At 51.4% G+C, this 17,042-nt stretch carries 17 protein-coding genes; all 17 read right to left on the bottom strand.

Annotated elements, in window-relative coordinates; all coding sequences use genetic code 11:
• Window positions 1-24: 24 nt before the first annotated feature.
• Window positions 25-1,167 (bottom strand): TlpA disulfide reductase family protein, encoded by a 1,143-nt coding sequence (locus B5D63_RS02490; protein ID WP_078667187.1) that lies wholly within the window; start codon window positions 1,165-1,167, stop codon window positions 25-27.
• A gap of 74 nt (window positions 1,168-1,241) precedes the next feature.
• Entirely contained in the window at window positions 1,242-2,324 is a 1,083-nt protein-coding gene (locus tag B5D63_RS02485) for a TlpA disulfide reductase family protein (RefSeq protein WP_078667186.1), read from the bottom strand.
• Window positions 2,325-2,480: 156 nt separating this feature from the next.
• Window positions 2,481-3,074: a bifunctional phosphoribosyl-AMP cyclohydrolase/phosphoribosyl-ATP diphosphatase HisIE gene (gene hisIE / locus B5D63_RS02480; RefSeq protein ID WP_078667185.1), complete on the bottom strand. Its 594-nt coding sequence runs from the start codon at window positions 3,072-3,074 to the stop codon at window positions 2,481-2,483.
• 21 nt (window positions 3,075-3,095) lie between these two features.
• On the bottom strand, window positions 3,096-3,851 hold the full coding sequence (hisF, locus tag B5D63_RS02475; RefSeq protein ID WP_078667184.1) for an imidazole glycerol phosphate synthase subunit HisF: 756 nt from the start codon (window positions 3,849-3,851) through the stop codon (window positions 3,096-3,098).
• A gap of 12 nt (window positions 3,852-3,863) precedes the next feature.
• Window positions 3,864-5,006: a 1-(5-phosphoribosyl)-5-[(5-phosphoribosylamino)methylideneamino]imidazole-4-carboxamide isomerase gene (gene hisA / locus B5D63_RS02470; protein ID WP_078667183.1), complete on the bottom strand. Its 1,143-nt coding sequence runs from the start codon at window positions 5,004-5,006 to the stop codon at window positions 3,864-3,866.
• Window position 5,007: 1 nt separating this feature from the next.
• Window positions 5,008-5,601 (bottom strand): imidazole glycerol phosphate synthase subunit HisH, encoded by a 594-nt coding sequence (hisH, locus tag B5D63_RS02465; protein ID WP_078667182.1) that lies wholly within the window; start codon window positions 5,599-5,601, stop codon window positions 5,008-5,010.
• Between the two features lie 2 nt (window positions 5,602-5,603).
• Complete coding sequence (trpA, locus tag B5D63_RS02460) at window positions 5,604-6,377, bottom strand: tryptophan synthase subunit alpha (RefSeq protein ID WP_078667181.1); 774 nt, start codon at window positions 6,375-6,377, stop codon at window positions 5,604-5,606.
• Between the two features lie 8 nt (window positions 6,378-6,385).
• Window positions 6,386-7,594 carry a tryptophan synthase subunit beta gene (trpB, locus tag B5D63_RS02455; RefSeq protein ID WP_078667180.1) on the bottom strand — a complete coding sequence of 403 codons (1,209 nt, stop codon included), beginning with the start codon at window positions 7,592-7,594 and terminating at the stop codon, window positions 6,386-6,388.
• 21 nt (window positions 7,595-7,615) lie between these two features.
• Window positions 7,616-8,248, bottom strand: coding sequence for a phosphoribosylanthranilate isomerase (locus tag B5D63_RS02450; protein ID WP_078667179.1), 633 nt, complete (start codon window positions 8,246-8,248; stop codon window positions 7,616-7,618).
• Window positions 8,249-8,255: 7 nt separating this feature from the next.
• Entirely contained in the window at window positions 8,256-9,056 is an 801-nt protein-coding gene (gene trpC, locus B5D63_RS02445; protein ID WP_078667178.1) for an indole-3-glycerol phosphate synthase TrpC, read from the bottom strand.
• Window positions 9,057-9,061: 5 nt separating this feature from the next.
• Window positions 9,062-10,054: an anthranilate phosphoribosyltransferase gene (trpD, locus tag B5D63_RS02440; protein WP_078667177.1), complete on the bottom strand. Its 993-nt coding sequence runs from the start codon at window positions 10,052-10,054 to the stop codon at window positions 9,062-9,064.
• 55 nt (window positions 10,055-10,109) lie between these two features.
• The gene (locus B5D63_RS02435) at window positions 10,110-10,679 is read right to left on the bottom strand and encodes an anthranilate synthase component II (RefSeq protein ID WP_078667176.1); all 570 of its coding nucleotides are present in this window, start codon (window positions 10,677-10,679) and stop codon (window positions 10,110-10,112) included.
• A gap of 1 nt (window position 10,680) precedes the next feature.
• Window positions 10,681-12,093, bottom strand: coding sequence for an anthranilate synthase component I family protein (locus B5D63_RS02430; protein WP_078667175.1), 1,413 nt, complete (start codon window positions 12,091-12,093; stop codon window positions 10,681-10,683).
• A gap of 424 nt (window positions 12,094-12,517) precedes the next feature.
• Window positions 12,518-13,654: a bifunctional histidinol-phosphatase/imidazoleglycerol-phosphate dehydratase HisB gene (gene hisB, locus B5D63_RS02425; RefSeq protein WP_078667174.1), complete on the bottom strand. Its 1,137-nt coding sequence runs from the start codon at window positions 13,652-13,654 to the stop codon at window positions 12,518-12,520.
• Window positions 13,651-14,727 carry a histidinol-phosphate transaminase gene (hisC, locus tag B5D63_RS02420; RefSeq protein WP_078667173.1) on the bottom strand — a complete coding sequence of 359 codons (1,077 nt, stop codon included), beginning with the start codon at window positions 14,725-14,727 and terminating at the stop codon, window positions 13,651-13,653. Before hisC ends, hisB begins: the two co-directional genes overlap by 4 nt.
• 16 nt (window positions 14,728-14,743) lie before the next feature.
• A complete protein-coding gene (hisD, locus tag B5D63_RS02415; protein WP_078667172.1) occupies window positions 14,744-16,012 on the bottom strand; it encodes a histidinol dehydrogenase in 1,269 nt (422 codons plus the stop codon).
• Window positions 16,013-16,030: 18 nt separating this feature from the next.
• On the bottom strand, window positions 16,031-16,885 hold the full coding sequence (hisG, locus tag B5D63_RS02410; protein WP_200816897.1) for an ATP phosphoribosyltransferase: 855 nt from the start codon (window positions 16,883-16,885) through the stop codon (window positions 16,031-16,033).
• Window positions 16,886-17,042: the final 157 nt, after the last annotated feature.

Below are 17,042 nucleotides of genomic sequence, written 5' to 3'. Positions count from 1 at the left end.
CTTTGTTTTAAACCTTCGGAGTAATTAAGGCAGCACCTCTGCTAATTTCTTTTCGAGGTCTTCGCCACGCAGGTTTTTAGCAACGATCTTTCCTTTCGGGTCGATCAGCACGTTCTGCGGGATAGCCCGTACGCCGTACAGTTCAGCGGCAGCATTTTTCCAGCCTTTCAGGTCGGAAACATGTGACCAGGTGAGTTTGTCGGCTTCTACGGCAGCCAGCCATTTATCTTTTTTATCATCGAGGGACACGCCCAGGATGTCAAAACCTTTGTCTTTGAATTTGTCGTAAGCTTTTACCACGTTAGGGTTTTCAGCGCGGCAGGGACCGCACCAGCTGGCCCAGAAATCTACCAGTACATATTTTCCGCGGAAGGAAGACAGGCTGATGTTTTTACCGTTGGCATCTGCTTGTGCAAATTCCAGAGCGGACTGGCCTACCGCTGTTTTGCGGGCTGATTCGAGACGTTTGGCGAACTCTTTACCGGAAGGAGAGTTTTTCGCTTCCTTGTTCAGCTTTTTGTAAAGTGGCGTTACCTGTTCAGGTTTGATATCATAACCGGCTACCTGGTTTAGCACGTACAGTGCGATGGGAGAACCGGCGTTTTTAGTGAAGAACTCGTTCTCTATTTTCTTTTCTTCTGCATCCAGTGCATCAAAAGCGGATTCCAGCTTTTTGAGACCCTCTTCATCTTTATTTTTAGCCAGCTCGCGGTACTGTTGCTGCAACGCGGTACCTTTTTCGTTCACCTTTTTCAGTTGCTCCTGCAGCAGCTTATAGTCCTCATGAGCACGGGAACCGCTAACAGTAGCCTTACTGATAGAATCGGTGGTGGCTACTACGATGTTGCCCTTGTCCAGGAATACGGCGAGCATATCACGGCCCATGGACACGGGTTTTTCGCCACTGCGCTGTACCAGCATCAGGCTGGCCAGCAGCGGTTCTTCCAGCGTACCGTTAAAGGTGAACTTACCGTCTTTCACCTGCGCGCTGTCGGTCAGATATTCACCGCCTTTGCGCATTCTGAGGAATATGACAGCAGGTTTCTGCTGTTGAGAGATAGTTCCCTGGATAGTGAACGGTTTGCCTGCAGTTCCTGCTTTTTTTCCCTGAGCGAACAACGCTACAGCCGGCATCAGTAGGGCGATCCCTACAAAATATTTCTTCATTGGTTTTTAATTTTTTAACGAATAACAAATTTGATAAATCAGCCGCGTATTGTCAACCTGATTTTGATAAACGGCTATTTCAGGATTTCCTGGAGTTTCTGTTCCAGTTCCTCCCCGCGCAGGTTGCGCGCCAGGATAGTGCCGTCAGGGCCAATCAGCATATTGGCAGGGATAGACTGGATACCATACTGCACCGCTACCTCGTTGCCCCATCCTTTCAGGTCAGACACCTGCGTCCAGGCAAGCCCATCCTGCTGAACGGCCCGCAGCCAGCGGTCCCGGTCATTATCCAGCGATACGCCGAGGATGGTGAAGTTCTTGCCTTTATACTTGTTAAACGCTTTTACCACATTCGGATTTTCCTGTCTGCACGGGCCGCACCAGCTGGCCCAGAAATCTACCAGCACATATTTTCCTCTGAAAGAAGACAGTTTTACCGGGTTGCCCTTGGCATCTTCCTGGGAAAAATCATCCGCGGGAATATTCACCGCATTTGCCTTCAGGCTTTTTATGTAGGCGGTAACACTATTGCCGTAAGCGCTTTCGCGTACGGATTTGTCCAGTGACTCAAACAGCTGCTGAAACTCAGCGGGCTCTACGCGGGAACGCAGCTCGTTCATCATCAGCCAGATACTGGCGATGCTTTTAGGATGCGACTTAATAAAATCAGTGCCTGTTTTCACGATGTCTTTGCTGAACTGATCGGCTTTCTTACGGAAAGCGTTTTTGGTCGGTTCATCTTCCGGGTTGATTTCGCGCGCTTCCTGGTTGAGGTCCTGCGCACGTTTGATCAATGGATCGAAGGCTTTCTGATAGGCCTGCATGGCGACCGTGTTTTCATTGCCTTTTACGGCAGATGCCAGCGGGTAGGTGGCCGTGGTGGTCGTAAAATGGATAGGCTCTCCACCGGACACGAACAGCATGGGATAATTCACATCCTGCAGAATCAGCGCATATACTGAAGGTTCCTTGCCTGCTTTTACCTTAAAGGTAAACTGTTCGTTCTGTATGGTCAGCGAGTCGTCCGGATTGTTATCCTGGTCATCAAACAGGTACAGCTTTTTGCCATTTGCACCTTTCACCGTTCCGGACACCTGCTGGGCATAAACACCGGCAGATAATAAAGCACCTGCCGCTAACAGGAAAATCCCTTTCATTATAATTTATTTTAATTAGTAGTTGGGACGTAATTTACAACAATTACAAAATACAGAAAGCGAATTACGAACAGAGAAATAAATATACACAAAAAGTCTCATGCATATTCAACGTACTCCGTTGGTAATCCGCTATCTACTGCAGCCAAATGGCTGTTATTTATGTCTTTCTTTTAACACCTTTATAACGTCTGCCAGCGTAAAACCCTTGGCCTGCAGGAGGACCAGGTAATGATACAGCAGATCGGCCGATTCGTTCAAAAACAGTTCGTCGTTATCATCTTTGGCTTCGATCACCACTTCCACGGCCTCCTCGCCTACTTTCTGCGCCACTTTGTTAATGCCTCTGGCAAACAGCTGGGAGGTATAGGATTTATCGGAAGGATTGTTTTTCCGGTCGGTGATGATGCTTTCGAGACGTGCCAGGAAATCATTGCTGTTATTGACTTCATTCCAGCAGGTATCGGCTCCGGTGTGACATACGGGGCCTACCGGATTAGCTTTGATCAGGATGGTATCGGAGTCGCAGTCCACCATCAGGTCCTGCAACAGGAGGAAATTACCGCTCTCCTCCCCTTTTGTCCACAGGCGTTTTTTGGAACGGCTGTAAAAGGTGACTTTGTTGTCAGCCAGCGTTTTGTCCAGTGCTTCGCGGTTCATATATCCGAGCATGAGCACTTTGCCGGTGGCGGCATCCTGGATGATGGCCGGTACCAGGCCATCGGCCGATTTTTCAAAATCTATTTGCATGATAAGCAATTTCAGCGGTGGTTAAAACCGGACATTCACACCTTTCTCATACAGGAAAGTTTTGAGCGCCGGAATTTCAATTTCTTTATAATGGAAGATGCTGGCGGCCAGCGCTGCATCTGCCTGTGCGTTTCCAAATACGTCAACGAAATGTTCCATAGTGCCTGCACCACCGGAAGCGATCACCGGTACATGCAGGTTTTGTGACAGCTGCGCCGTGATATCCAGCGCAAAGCCCTGCTTGGTGCCGTCATTGTTCATCGACGTGAGCAGTATCTCACCGGCGCCGCGGTCTACCGCCTCTTTGGCCCAGTCGAATGCCTTACGGTCTGTTTTTACACGGCCGCCATTCAGATACACATACCAGTCGCCGTCCTCAAACCGTGTGTCAATAGCCAGCACAATACACTGACTGCCAAATTCCCGTGCCAGCGTGTCTACCAGCCCCGGATTTTTAAACGCAGCGGTATTCACAGAGATCTTGTCTGCGCCGGATTGCAGGAGCGCATACACATCCTCCACTTCCGCAATACCACCACCTACGGTAAAAGGTATATTGACATGCCGTGCGATGCGGGTGACCAGTTCGGCCAGTGTTTTTCTTCGTTCATTCGTTGCCGTTATATCCAGAAACACCAGTTCATCCGCTCCCTGAGCCGCATATAATGCGCCCAGCTCAATAGGATCACCTGCGTCCCGGATATTTTCAAAATTGATACCTTTCACGGTACGGCCGTCTTTGATATCCAGACAGGGTATGATACGTTTGGTCAGCATACGTTAATAATTTTAGAGGAATGATTTTAATTCCGCTGTTGAAATTTTTCCTTCGTAGATCGCTTTTCCGATGATCACGCCGTGGCAGCCTATTTCCTGCAGGGCGGCCACATCGCCGATGTTGCTGACGCCACCGCTGGCCACAAAGTTGATCCCGGGGAACCCGCCGATGATCTTTTTATACAGGTCGATGGAAGGACCTGCCAACAGACCATCTTTCGCGATATCTGTACAAAAAATGTTTTGCACGCCGCGATCTATATTGGACTCCAGAAAATCAAATACAGACAGGCCGGTAGTTTCCAGCCATCCGCCTACGGCTATTTTCTCTTCTTTCACATCGGCGCCGAGGAAAATTTTGTCTGCCCCGAAACGCTCTACCCAGCTAAAAAACAGCTCCGGCGATTTCACCGCTACGCTGCCGATAGTTGCCAGCGCTGCACCGCATTCATATACGATCTCCAGGTCTTTGCCGGTTTTGATGCCGCCGCCAAAATCTGTTATCAGCGAAGTTTTGCCGGCAATATTCTCCAGCACTTTCCAGTTTACCACAGCGCCTTTTTTGGCGCCGTCGAGGTCTACCAGGTGCAGGCGGCGAACGCCCAACGCTTCAAATTCTTTCGCCACTTCCAGCGGATGTTCGTTATATACTTTCTGCTGGCTGTAGTCGCCCTGCGTGAGGCGCACACATTTACCATCGATAATATCGATGGCAGGGATTACCTCAAAACGTTTGGCTGCAGGCTTTTCCAATGATAGTTCCATGCGGATGAAATTAATGCCTTCTTTTACAAAATAATTGCCCCGGGTGGCATACCCGAGGCGGTGGTAAAAAGATACTGCCGTTTCACGGGCGTTGCACCAGAGGAGTTGGATATTTTCTTTCCGGCAGATGTCTGCCAGGTGGTCCAGTATGGCTTTTCCATATCCTTTACCCTGCGCTGCCGGCACTGTCGCCAGCTTGCGGAACTGTGCCTCTCCTTTCCCGGGGAATAGCGACACTACCGTCACCAGCTGTCCGCCGTCAAACACCCCGAAATGCAGGCCGTCAGCATCATGATCTACCGTGACCGCATCCAGCGTTGCGTTGGGATACAATACATCTCTGCGTACCCGTAGCAACGCGTCATCCACACTGATCCTTCTGATTTGCATTTTATAAGTTCAAAAAGTTTTCGATGATACGGGCGCCGTGTTCCGCCGATTTTTCGGGGTGGAACTGCACCGCATAAAAATTATCTTTCTGCAACGCAGCACTGTAGTTGATCACATAATTGGTGATGGCCACCGTGTCTGCGCCCAGCGCCGCATAATAACTGTGCACAAAATACATGTAGCTGTTTTCCGGCACATGCTCAAACATCACGCTATGCAGGCCGGTAATATTGTTCCAGCCTATCTGTGGTATCTTCAGCAGGTTCTCCACCGGGGAAGTGAAACGTTTCACTTCCACGTCAAACACACCGATGCATGGCGTATCATTTTCTTCCGAGTGGCGGCACAGCAGCTGCATACCCAGGCAGATGCCCAGCACCGGCTGTTGCAGGCCGGCAATCAGCTTGTCGAGGTTGCGCTCCTGCAGGTACCGCATGGCGGTACTGGCTTCGCCTACCCCGGGGAAGATCACCCTGTCGGCCGACAGGATCTCTTCCGGATTATCCGTCACAATACCGTCTACGCCTAAACGCTCCAGTGCAAACTGTACGGAGCGGATATTCCCGGCATTGTATTTTATGATGGCTGTTTTCATAATTAGTTTTTGATAGCGCCAATAAAAGTACGAACTGTGCTGTCAATATCCTTGCCTTCTCCCAATGCTTTGATAAAGGCAGTGCCAATAATGGCCCCGTTGGTATAACGGCAGGCGGTGTCGAAAGTGGTTTTGTCTTTAATACCAAAACCAATGAGCACCGGGTTTTGCAGCTTCAGCTGCTGCAGCCTTTCAAAGTAGGCCTGCTGATGCGACATGTCTTTGTCTTTTCCGGTAGTGGAAGAAGAAGACACGGCATACAGGAACCCCCTGCTGAGGCTGTCCAGCTGACGGATACGTTCATCACTGGTTTCCGGGGTCACCAGGAAGATGAGGTGGACATTGTTTTGTTCGAAGATGGTTTTGTATTCCGCTGCATATTCCGCCATAGGCAGATCGGGCAGGATAACCCCGTCCACACCTGCTTCTGCACATTTTTTCACGAAGGCTTCCACACCGTACAGTAATACCGGGTTCAGATATCCCATAAGGATAACGGGGACGTATATACGTTCCCGGAAGCCGGCCAGCTGTTCAAAGAGTGTATGTACGCTCATGCCGTTTTTCAATGCGCGGGTGCCGCTGTCCTGGATAACGGGGCCGTCGGCCAGCGGGTCGGAAAAGGGCATGCCCAGTTCGATCAGGTCTGCCCCGTGTTGTTGCAGGGCTGTCATCACCGGCAGGGTATCATTCAGTTCCGGATACCCGGCGGTGCAATATATATTCAGAACACCGTGTTGTTTGGCAGCAAACAATTGGTCAATACGGTTTTGCATACTCCAGATTATTTATTCATGTGACGGATGTAGGTATTCAGGTCTTTATCACCGCGGCCTGACAGGCATACCACCACCACATCATCGGGGTTGAATGGCAGGTCTTTCAGTTTGGCCAGCGCATGGGCTGATTCCATGGCGGGGATGATACCTTCCAGTTTGCACAGCTCGTAGGCGGCGGCCAGGGCTTCATCGTCGGTAGCGTCGAGGAACATGGCGCGGCCTGTTTCGTACAGGTGCGCGTGCATGGGCCCGATGCCGGGGTAGTCCAGTCCGGCGGAGATAGAATACGGCTCGGTGATCTGGCCGTCTTCTGTCTGCATGAGCAATGTTTTGGAAGCGTGGATAATACCTATTTTACCCAGCTGGGTGGTAGCGGCAGAGTGACCGCTATGCACCCCTTTACCTCCGGCTTCTACGGCTACCAGCTTCACTTCCTCTTCATCGAGGTAGTGGAAGAAAGCGCCGGCGGCATTGCTGCCGCCACCGATGCAGGCCACCACATAATCAGGAAGTTCGCTGCCGGTTTTTTCCAGCAGCTGCTTGCGGATCTCTTCGCTGATCACTGACTGGAGGCGGGCTACCATATCAGGATAAGGATGCGGACCGGCAGCGGTGCCGAGGATATAATGTGTGTCTACCGGGTTGTTGATCCAGTCGCGGATCGCTTCATTGGTAGCATCTTTTAAGGTTTGACTGCCGCTGGTGGCCGCCACTACGGTGGCGCCCAGCATTTTCATGCGGGACACGTTGGGCGCCTGTCTCTCAATATCGATGCTGCCCATATACACCACGCATTCCATGCCCATCAGCGCACATACGGTGGCGGTGGCCACACCATGCTGACCGGCGCCGGTTTCTGCGATGATCCGCTTTTTGCCCAGCCGCTTTGCCAGCAGGATCTGCCCGATGGTGTTGTTCACCTTATGCGCGCCGGTATGGTTCAGGTCTTCCCGTTTAAGGAAAATTTTCGCCTGGTATTTTTCAGAGAGGCGTTTGGCGAAGTACAGCGGCGAAGGGCGACCTACGTAATCGCGCAGCAAGGCTTCGAACTCCTGCTGAAAGGCCGGGTCGCTGAGCACTTCCATATACTTGTGTTGCAGTTCGTCCACATTAGGGAACAGCATTTCAGGAACATAGGCGCCGCCAAATCTGCCGTAATAGCCGTTCTTGTCTATGTGGTACCTGGATTTGCTGGTGTCAATTGCAATGTCCATGGAGAATATTTTTAAATTTAGTTATTTAGATATTTTCTGCATACCGGCTACGAACAACGTCACTTTCTCCATATTCTTGATGCCGGGAGCGTCCTCAAATTTGCTGTTGATGTCTACTGCAAAAAGCGCTGGCAGTTCCAGTTCCCGGATAGCGTCTACATCTTCCGGGGTGATGCCGCCGCTCAGCAGGAAAGGGTGGTCAAACGGGTATTGCTGCAGCAGCTCCCAGTTAAACCGCTCTCCGGTGCCGCCATAACCTTTTACGGAGGCGGTATCGAAGAGGAAATAATCCGTTACCGGCACATAAGGCGCCAATAATGTTTGCCAGTCTGCGTCAACGCCTATACGAAAAGCCTTGATCACCGGCACGGTTTCCCGGATGGTGGCGCAGAAGGCAGGTGTTTCATCGCCATGCAGCTGCACCATGTCCAGCGCATAGTCTGCCACCGTACGCAGTATCTGTTCCGGCGTGGCGTTCACAAACACGCCTACCTTACGGATACCGGTGGTTTCCCGCACGGTACGGGCATCTATCTTGTTGGCGGCGAAGCGGGGTGACTTTTCATAGAAGATAAACCCGGCGTAGTCCACCTGGTTGTCTGTCAGTCCCTGTAAATCTGCCGCCCTGGTGATACCGCACACTTTAATACGCATGATGAGATTATTTAGCCTGCAGGTCGTTTAATATCTGTACAAAATTTTCGAAGGCGCGGGCAGGATCTTCCTGTTTCATAAAATGTTCTCCGATCAGGAAGCCCTGGAAGCCGGCGGCTTTCAGTGTTAAGATGGCTGCCGGGTCGTTGATACCGCTTTCCGCCACTTTGATTTTGTCGGCCGGAATTTTCGGCGCCAGTTCGCAGGAGCGGTTGAAGTCCACCTGGAAAGTGATCAGGTCGCGGTTGTTCACGCCTACGAGGTGGGTGTGGTCCGTTACTTTTTCCAGCTGTGCTTCGCTGTGTACTTCCAGCAGCACTTCGAGGCCGAGGTTGTGTGCGAACCGGGAGAGGTGCGCCACCTGTGCGGCATCGAGGCATTCTGCGATGAGCAGTATCACATCGGCGCCGATGGCTTTAGCTTCGAGGATCTGGTATTCATCGATCACAAAATCCTTTCGCAGGATGGGTATCTGGTTGAAGCTGCGCGCCTGTTGCAGATCGTCGGAAGAACCGCCGAAATATTTCTCGTCCGTCAGTACGGAGAGGCCGGAAGCGCCGTAACGGGTATAAGCGGTGGTGACCTGCTGCACCGTTACTTCACCATTGATCAGCCCTTTGGAAGGAGAGCGTCGTTTGAATTCCGCGATGATACCTGTTTTTTCGGGGTGCTGCAGGAAGCTGCGGAGCGACAGCGGCTCGCGGTCGAACACAGAGGTCTGCTGCAGTTCTTCTGCGCTGCGTTGTTGTTTGCGGGCCGCTACTTCCACTTGTTTATGGGCGACTATTTCTGCTAATATGTTTTTCATCAGCCTTATTGTAATTCAATCAGTTTTTTGAATGCTTTATGGGCATTACCGGATTCCAGGGATTCTACGGCGGCGGCAAAGGCGTCGTTGTAAGAGCTGTGTTTACCGAGGCTGTAGAGGCCCATGGCGGCGTTGGCCAGCACTACAGAGTTCTGTGCCCAGGTGCCCTCGCCTTTGAGTATTTTCATAAAGATCTTTGCGGCTTCTTCTACGGAGTTACCGCCATAGATATCTTCCGGATGTACTTTGCGTTTGCCGAGCTGTTCCGGTGTCCAGTCCTGTTCACCGTCGTTGGTGATGACTTTGGTGTCTGCGGTGAGGGAGATCTCATCATAACCGTCGAGGCTGTGCACGATGACAAATTTTTTGTCGGTTTGCTGGAACAGGTAGTTGTACACGCGGGCCATTTCGAGGCTGTATACGCCGATCAGCTGGTGCTGGGCGAAAGCCGGGTTTACCAGCGGGCCAAGCATGTTAAAGAACGTGCGGATGCCCAGTTCGCGGCGGATACCGGCCACGTTTTTAAGTGCCGGGTGAAACAGGGGCGCGTGCAGGAAACAGAGGCCTGCTTCTTCCAGCTCGGTGCGGAGTTTGGCGTCGTCGGCCTTGAACTTGTAGCCTACGAGTTCCATGAGATTGGAGGCGCCGCTGATGGAAGACACGCCGTAGTTACCGTGTTTAGCCACTTTACCCCCTGCGCCGGCCACGATAAAGCACGACAAGGTAGAAATATTAAAGGTATTTTTTGCATCCCCGCCGGTACCTACGATATCCAGCACATCGTAGCCATTCAGTTTTACGGGGATACACAGCTCCAGCAAGGCATCGCGGAAGCCCAGCAGTTCATCGATAGTGATGCTGCGCATGAGGAACACGGTCATGAAAGCAGCGAGTTCACTCTCGTTGTACATGCCTTTGGAGATGTTGATCAGGATATCTTTAGCCCCTTCGCGGGTAAAAGTTTTATGTTCGAACAGGTAGTTAAGTATCTTTTTCATACCAGATGGATGTATTTAAAATGAGCAAAGAGAAGTTTAAAAAACGGCGGTGGTATTATAATGCCAGCCAGTTTTTCAGTATCTGTTCTCCCTGTGGCGTGAGTACACTTTCCGGGTGGAACTGTACGCCGCTTACATCGTATTTGTTATGCTGCAGGGCCATGATAAAGCCTTCCTCGTCTTCTGCTGTCAGTGTCAGCTCAGCGGGGAGGGTGGCTTTGTCGATCACCCAGGAGTGATAACGGCCGGCCTGTATATCGCGGGGCATGCCTTTGAAGAGGCGGCCTTCATCGGAAATGATTTTTACGTTGGTGGCTACGCCGTGGTACACTTCGCGGAGGTTGATGAGCGAACCGCCGAAAGCCTGGCCGATGGCCTGTAAGCCGAGACATACGCCGAAAATGGATTTGGACGGTGCATATTCTTTGATCAGCGGCAGCAGCAGGCCGGCTTCTTCCGGGATACCGGGACCGGGCGACAGGATGATCTTATCATAATCGTTCACCTTTTCGAGGGCTATTTCGTCGTTGCGGACAACGGTCACTTTGCTGTTGACCAGCTTTTCCACGAGGTGAACGAGGTTATAGGTAAAAGAGTCGTAGTTATCGAAAACGAGGATATTCATGTCAGATTTTTTGTGCCAGCAGGATGGCTTGTTTTAATGCATTGAGTTTATTGCCTACTTCTTCCAGTTCAGAAGAAGCCACTGATTTAGCCACTACGCCGGCGCCGGCCTGATAGTAAAGGGTGTTCATTTTACTGAGGATGGAACGGATCATAATGGCATGGTTGAAGTTGCCGTTAAAGCCCACCCAACCGATACAGCCGCCATAGAAGCCGCGGGGCGTAGGTTCCAGCGCATCAATGATCTCCATGGCGCGGTACTTGGGCGCTCCCGAGAGGGTGCCTGCAGGGAAGGAAGAGGCCAGCAATGCAAAAGGATTGATGGTGGGGTCTACTTTTCCTTTCACTTCGCTCACCAGGTGGATCACGTGGGAGTAATATTGTACCTGGCGATAGGTGGATACCTCCACATTGGTGGCGTTTCTGCTGAGGTCATTGCGGGCAAGGTCTACCAGCATCACGTGTTCGGCATTTTCTTTCGGGTCCTGCAGCAGTTTATCAGCCAGTATTTTATCCTGGCGGTCATCGCCGGTACGGCGGAAGGTGCCTGCAATCGGGTGGATAGCGGCAGTGCCGTCCTTGATCACTATTTGTGCTTCCGGAGAAGAACCCATTAATTTATAATCGCCGTAATCGAAGAAGAAGAGGTAGGGGGAGGGATTGATGGAGCGGAGAGCGCGGTATACGTTGAATTCATCACCGGTGAAGGACCTTTTGAAGGCTCGGGAAAGGACCACCTGGAAGACATCTCCGCGAAAACAGTGTTGTTTGCCTTGTTCCACCATCTGCATATATTCCGCGTCTGTCATGTTACTGGTTTCTTCCCCGTTGGTGGCGAAAGGATAACCGGGAGAATCCTTGTGGCGGATGAGTGATTCTACCAGGTCAAACTCACTGTCGAGGCCTTCTATCTGGTTTTCACAGAGGTAAAGTTCGTCTTTGAAGTGGTTGATGGCGATCACATATTGGTAAAAGCGGTACCGCATCAGGGGTATCTGTGCGTTACCGCCTTTTTTATTTTTATCGAATTCGATGGTTTCAAAGAACTGTACCGAGTCAAACGTGCTATATCCAAAGAGCGTCTGGGCAAGCGGTACGGGGTGGTTGCCGTTGAAGGTGAAGCTACCGAGGAACTTCTGTAATTCGTCCAGCACTTTCTGGGTGTCTTTCAGCTCCTTTTTTTCCACCGGCAGGTTGGGATATTTAAATTCGAAGTGGCTGGTGGAGGTGACTTCGATGCCTGCTATAGGCTTGATACAGATATAGGAATAGCTGTTTTCGCTGGCGCGGTAGTCCGTACTTTCCAGGAGGATGGAGCCGGGGAACTTGTCGCGCAACCGCAGATAGATGCCCACTGGCGTGAAGATGTCCGCCAGCATCTGTTTGGATCTTGTTTTTACTTGAATGGTACGCATGATATTCAGGGTGAAAGTGTTTGCTGTTTGTTAGAAAAAGGATGTGCCTGAAAAGCCGAAAGGCCCGCTGTGTAACAGCGAGCCTTTCCAAGTATATTTCAGACGAAACATGGCACTGTAACACAGATCAGGAATTGATTCCGTGCCACCACCAATGTTTATTTGTCATGATATTTTTCATAGCGAGACAAAATTGGAACATTTTTATAACAAATGCAAATTTTTTTTTTCTCGCAAAGGCGCTAAGCAGCTAAGAGCGCAAAGATTTTTTTAAGTTTTAAATAAGAAAACAAAGGAGCAGAGATCAAATTTTATGTCCTGTGCATAGTTCCATTAGCTCGATCACCCTGTGATCTCCGCTCCTTTACTTTCTCTGCTCGCTTATATGATCTTTGCGCTCTTAGCTGCTTAGCGTCTTTGCGTGCTATAATAGCCCCTTGGTACTTGGCAGCTGCATATTATACGGATTACGTTTTACCGCCATCCGGATCGCTTTGGCGAAACATTTAAAGATCGCTTCTATCTTATGATGCTCGTTTTCGCCTTCCGCTTTGATGTTCAGGTTGGCTTTGGCCCCATCGGAGAAGGACTTAAAGAAGTGGAAGAACATTTCGGTAGGCATCTCCCCTATCTTTTCGCGTTTAAATTCCGCGTCCCATACCAGCCAGTTACGGCCGCCGAAGTCGATACCCACCTGCGCCAGGCAGTCGTCCATCGGCAGGCAGAAGCCATACCGCTCGATACCGCGTTTGTCGCCCAGCGCTTTGGCAATGGCTTCGCCAAGGGCTATACCGGTATCTTCAATGGTATGATGCTCGTCGATATGCAGGTCGCCTTTGGCGGTGATAGCGAGGTCGATGGAACCGTGGCGGGCGATCTGGTCTAGCATATGATCAAAGAATCCAAGGCCGGTGTGCACACTGGCTTTACCGCTGCCGTCCAGGTTCAGGCTGATGGTGATATCTGTTTCGTTGGTTTTACGTACATGCGTTACCGTTCTAAGTCCCAGCTTCAGGAATTCATAGATGCGGTTCCAGTCGGTAGACTCGAGTGCGATCACGGATGCCAGCTCCTGTATGGTATCACTGATTTCTGCGCCGCCGAGGTTATTGCCTTCGTTGAGCCAGACCGCCTTGGCGCCGAGGTTTTTGGCCAGCTGCACATCGGTGATACGGTCGCCGATCACGAAAGAATTGGCCAGGTCGTACTCCCCGGAGAAAAAGCGCGTGAGCATACCGGTGGCGGGCTTGCGGGTAGGCGCATTGTCGGCCGGGAAGCTACGGTCAATAAAAATCTCAGTGAACGTCACGCCTTCGTTTTCGAAAGCTTTCAGGATCATGTTCTGCGCAGGCCAGAAGGTATCTTCCGGGAAGGAAGCGGTGCCCAGCCCGTCCTGGTTGGTGACCATCACCAGCTCGTAGTCCAGTTCGGCCGCGATGCGGGCCATGTTCACAAATACTTTGGGATAAAACTCCACTTTATCCAGGCTGTCGATCTGGTAGGTAGGCGGTACTTCTTTGATCAGGGTACCGTCGCGGTCTATAAAGAGTACTCGTTTCATGCAGATACCGATGTTTCAGTTTTCAGGTTAAAAGATTTTAAGGCGTCGAGGAGCTGTACGTTTTCTGCCGGCGTGCCCACGGTGATGCGGAGGCAGCCCATGCAGAGCTCTACTTTGGAGCGGTCGCGCACCACAATACCGCGTTCGGTCAGGTACTGATAGATGCCCTTGGCGTCAGTGGTCTGTACCAGGATGAAGTTGGCGTCGCTGGGATATACTTTCAGCACCTGCGGCAGCTGTTCCAGTCCGGCAGAGAGCAGGTCGCGTTCTACCACCACCTCGCGGATCCATTCATTCACGCGCGCCACGTTGTCCAGCGCCTGCAGCGCCAGCTCCTGCGTAGCCTGGCTGATGTTATAAGGCGGTTTTACCTTATTGAAAACGTTGATGATATCCTCTCCGGCGAAAGCCATCCCTACGCGGAGGCCTGCCAGTCCCCATGCTTTGGACAGGGTTTGCAGCACCACGAGATTAGGGTATTCGGTCAGCTCCTGTATAAAGGATTTCTGGCGGGAGAAATTGATATATGCTTCATCGATCACCACGATGCCGTCGAAGTTATTCAGCAGCAGTTCTATATCTGACCGGTTGATGGAGTTGCCGGTAGGATTGTTAGGAGAGCAGATGAATACCAGCTTGGTATTTTCATCGATGGCCTGTTGCAGCCCTTCGATGTCCAGCTGGAACTCAGACGTGAGGCTCACTTTACGGATGGTCACATCATTGATATGGGCGCTCACCTCGTACATGCCGTAGGTAGGCGGGCAGAGCACCACGTTATCGCGGCCACCGGGGTTACAGAAGGCGCGGTACAGCAGATCGATAGGCTCGTCGCTGCCATTGCCGAGGAAGATGTTCTGCGGCGGTACGCCTTTGATGTCGGCCAGTTTGTATTTCAGCGGCCACTGCATCGGATCTGGGTAGCGGTTGTAGTTCACCGGCAGCGGCGATCCGAAAGCGTTTTCATTGGCATCCAGGAATACGGACGCCTGTCCTTTAAATTCGTCCCTGGCGGAAGAGTATGGTACCAGTCTTTTTATATTTTCCCTGAGCAGGGATTCCAGATTAAACATGACGGAACGTTGATAGTTAGTTATTGGATTGAAGTCTGACAGTGACGGCGTTCTTGTGCGCGTCCAGCCCTTCTGCCGCGGCCATGGCTTCGATGGTGGGACCAATTTGCTGAAGGCCCTGCGGTGTTATCTGCTGGAAGGTAATTTTCTTTACGAAACTGTCCAAAGATACGCCGCTGTAGGCGGTAGCATAACCGTTGGTCGGCAGGGTGTGGTTAGTGCCGGAGGCGTAGTCCCCGGCGCTTTCCGGTGTATAGTTGCCGAGGAATACGGAGCCTGCGTTGGTGACTTTATCCGCTACGTTGAGCTCGTTACGGCAGGCCAGGATCAGGTGTTCCGGCGCATACGTGTTGAGCATTTCCATCGCCGTATCAATGTCCTGTACCAGTATCATTTTGCTGTTATCCAGTGCTGCGGTGGCAATAGATTTACGGGGAAGCTTGTCCAGCTGTGCCTGCAGGGCTTTTTCCACGTCGGCCAGGACTTTTTCGCTGGTGGTGACCAGCACTACCTGGCTGTCGGGGCCGTGTTCTGCCTGGGAGAGCAAATCGGCCGCCACAAAAGCAGGCACGCAGCTCTCATCTGCCAGCACAGCCACTTCCGAGGGGCCTGCCGGCATATCGATGGCCACGCCTCTTTTGTTGACCAGCTGTTTGGCGCAGGTCACGTACTGGTTGCCCGGACCGAAGATCTTATATACCCTGGGCACTGTTTCCGTACCGTAAGCCATGGCGCCGATAGCCTGTACCCCGCCGATGGTAAACACCCGGGAGATGCCCACCAGCTGTGCTGTATACAGGATAGCCGGATGTAAGGACGGCGTACAGAGGACGATCTCTTTACAACCCGCGATGGTAGCGGGGATACCCAGCATAAGGATGGTAGAGAACAACGGTGCGGAACCGCCGGGGATATACAGTCCCACTTTCTCTATGCCAACCGGCTTGCGCCAGCACTGTACGCCCGGCATGGTCTCTATGATCTGTGGTTTCTCCTGTTGTGCTTTGTGAAAGGTGGTGATATTCCGGGCTGCCTGCCGGATTGCTGCTTTCAGCGCTGGTTCCAGCGCGGCTTCCGCCGCTGCGAATGCCTCCGGCTTTACCTCAAGGTCGGTCAGTTGCACCTTGTCAAATTCAGCCGCATATTTTTTCACAACCTGGTCACCGTTCTCCTGCACATCACGGAGAATAGCCTCCACTTTGGCTTCCAGTGCGGTGGTATCCATCACCGGGCGTTGCAGCAAAGTGTTCCAGGTAGCTTTATCGGGAAATTTTATTGTTTGCATGTTTGTCGTCGCTTTTTATCAGATCACCATTTTTTCGATGGGTACTACGAGGATACCTTGTGCGCCGGCGGCTTTCAGGTTTTCGATGATGTCCCAGAAATCATTTTCATTGAGCACAGAGTGAACGGAGCTCCACCCTTCCTGCGCCAAAGGCAATACTGTGGGGCTTTTCATGCCCGGCAGCAGACCGATGATCTCGTTGAGCTTTTCATTGGGGGCGTTGAGCAGGATGTATTTGGTGTTTTTGGCTCTTTTCACTGCCTGGATACGGAACACCAGTTTATCGAGCAGTACCTGTTGTTCCGGTTGCAGGTTGTGGCAGGCTGCGAGCACTGCTTCAGATTTGAGGACGGTCTCTACTTCTTTAAGGCCATTCATGAAGAGGGTGGAACCGCTGCTGACGAGGTCACAGATAGCGTCCGCCAGACCAATGCCGGGGGCTATTTCCACCGATCCGCTGATCTCGTGGATCTCCGCCCTGATACCGTTGCGTTGCAGGAATTCCTGTACGATCAAGGGGTAACTGGTAGCGATGCGGGTGTTCTCGAGGTCTTTTACTGTTGTGTATTCAAAAGACTTGGGCACCGCCATGGACAGGCGGCATTTGCCGAAGCCCAGTTTCTCCACAATATTGACCTGCTTTTTCTTCTCCAGCACTACGTTTTCGCCGACGATACCAATATCCGCCACGCCGTCTTCTATGTACTGCGGGATATCATCATCACGGAGGAAAAACACTTCCAGCGGGAAGTTGCTGGCTTCCGTTTTCAGTTTGTTAACACCATTGTTAATGTCGATGCCGCATTCCTTCAGCAATTTGATGGAATCATCGTGCAGGCGGCCGGATTTCTGGATGGCGATCTTTAGTTTCATGATGTGTAAAAATAAAAAAAGGGGCTTACCGTGTGGTAAGCCCCTGATGATGAATCTAATATGGTTGTATACACATTATCATCCCAGCCTACCTGCTCGGTAAGAATGATGGTGATGATGGATATGTACGTTGTTAATCATAATGTCGGGTACAAAA

Origin of the sequence: Chitinophaga eiseniae (assembly GCF_900167135.1) — a bacterium.
Classification (GTDB): domain Bacteria; phylum Bacteroidota; class Bacteroidia; order Chitinophagales; family Chitinophagaceae; genus Chitinophaga; species Chitinophaga eiseniae.
The sequence above is the reverse complement of the archived record's forward strand: the minus strand, read 5'-3'. Positions and strand labels throughout refer to the sequence as shown.

What these genes read in the sequence shown, in the direction of transcription:
- B5D63_RS02490 (WP_078667187.1), bottom strand. Translation starts at nt 1,167, where the DNA reads ATGAAGAAATATTTTGTAGGGATCGCCCTACTGATGCCGGCTGTAGCG.
- B5D63_RS02485 (WP_078667186.1), bottom strand. Translation starts at nt 2,324, where the DNA reads ATGAAAGGGATTTTCCTGTTAGCGGCAGGTGCTTTATTATCTGCCGGT.
- hisIE (WP_078667185.1), bottom strand. Translation starts at nt 3,074, where the DNA reads ATGCAAATAGATTTTGAAAAATCGGCCGATGGCCTGGTACCGGCCATC.
- hisF (WP_078667184.1), bottom strand. Translation starts at nt 3,851, where the DNA reads ATGCTGACCAAACGTATCATACCCTGTCTGGATATCAAAGACGGCCGT.
- hisA (WP_078667183.1), bottom strand. Translation starts at nt 5,006, where the DNA reads ATGCAAATCAGAAGGATCAGTGTGGATGACGCGTTGCTACGGGTACGC.
- hisH (WP_078667182.1), bottom strand. Translation starts at nt 5,601, where the DNA reads ATGAAAACAGCCATCATAAAATACAATGCCGGGAATATCCGCTCCGTA.
- trpA (WP_078667181.1), bottom strand. Translation starts at nt 6,377, where the DNA reads ATGCAAAACCGTATTGACCAATTGTTTGCTGCCAAACAACACGGTGTT.
- trpB (WP_078667180.1), bottom strand. Translation starts at nt 7,594, where the DNA reads ATGGACATTGCAATTGACACCAGCAAATCCAGGTACCACATAGACAAG.
- B5D63_RS02450 (WP_078667179.1), bottom strand. Translation starts at nt 8,248, where the DNA reads ATGCGTATTAAAGTGTGCGGTATCACCAGGGCGGCAGATTTACAGGGA.
- trpC (WP_078667178.1), bottom strand. Translation starts at nt 9,056, where the DNA reads ATGAAAAACATATTAGCAGAAATAGTCGCCCATAAACAAGTGGAAGTA.
- trpD (WP_078667177.1), bottom strand. Translation starts at nt 10,054, where the DNA reads ATGAAAAAGATACTTAACTACCTGTTCGAACATAAAACTTTTACCCGC.
- B5D63_RS02435 (WP_078667176.1), bottom strand. Translation starts at nt 10,679, where the DNA reads ATGAATATCCTCGTTTTCGATAACTACGACTCTTTTACCTATAACCTC.
- B5D63_RS02430 (WP_078667175.1), bottom strand. Translation starts at nt 12,093, where the DNA reads ATGCGTACCATTCAAGTAAAAACAAGATCCAAACAGATGCTGGCGGAC.
- hisB (WP_078667174.1), bottom strand. Translation starts at nt 13,654, where the DNA reads ATGAAACGAGTACTCTTTATAGACCGCGACGGTACCCTGATCAAAGAA.
- hisC (WP_078667173.1), bottom strand. Translation starts at nt 14,727, where the DNA reads ATGTTTAATCTGGAATCCCTGCTCAGGGAAAATATAAAAAGACTGGTA.
- hisD (WP_078667172.1), bottom strand. Translation starts at nt 16,012, where the DNA reads ATGCAAACAATAAAATTTCCCGATAAAGCTACCTGGAACACTTTGCTG.
- hisG (WP_200816897.1), bottom strand. Translation starts at nt 16,885, where the DNA reads ATGAAACTAAAGATCGCCATCCAGAAATCCGGCCGCCTGCACGATGAT.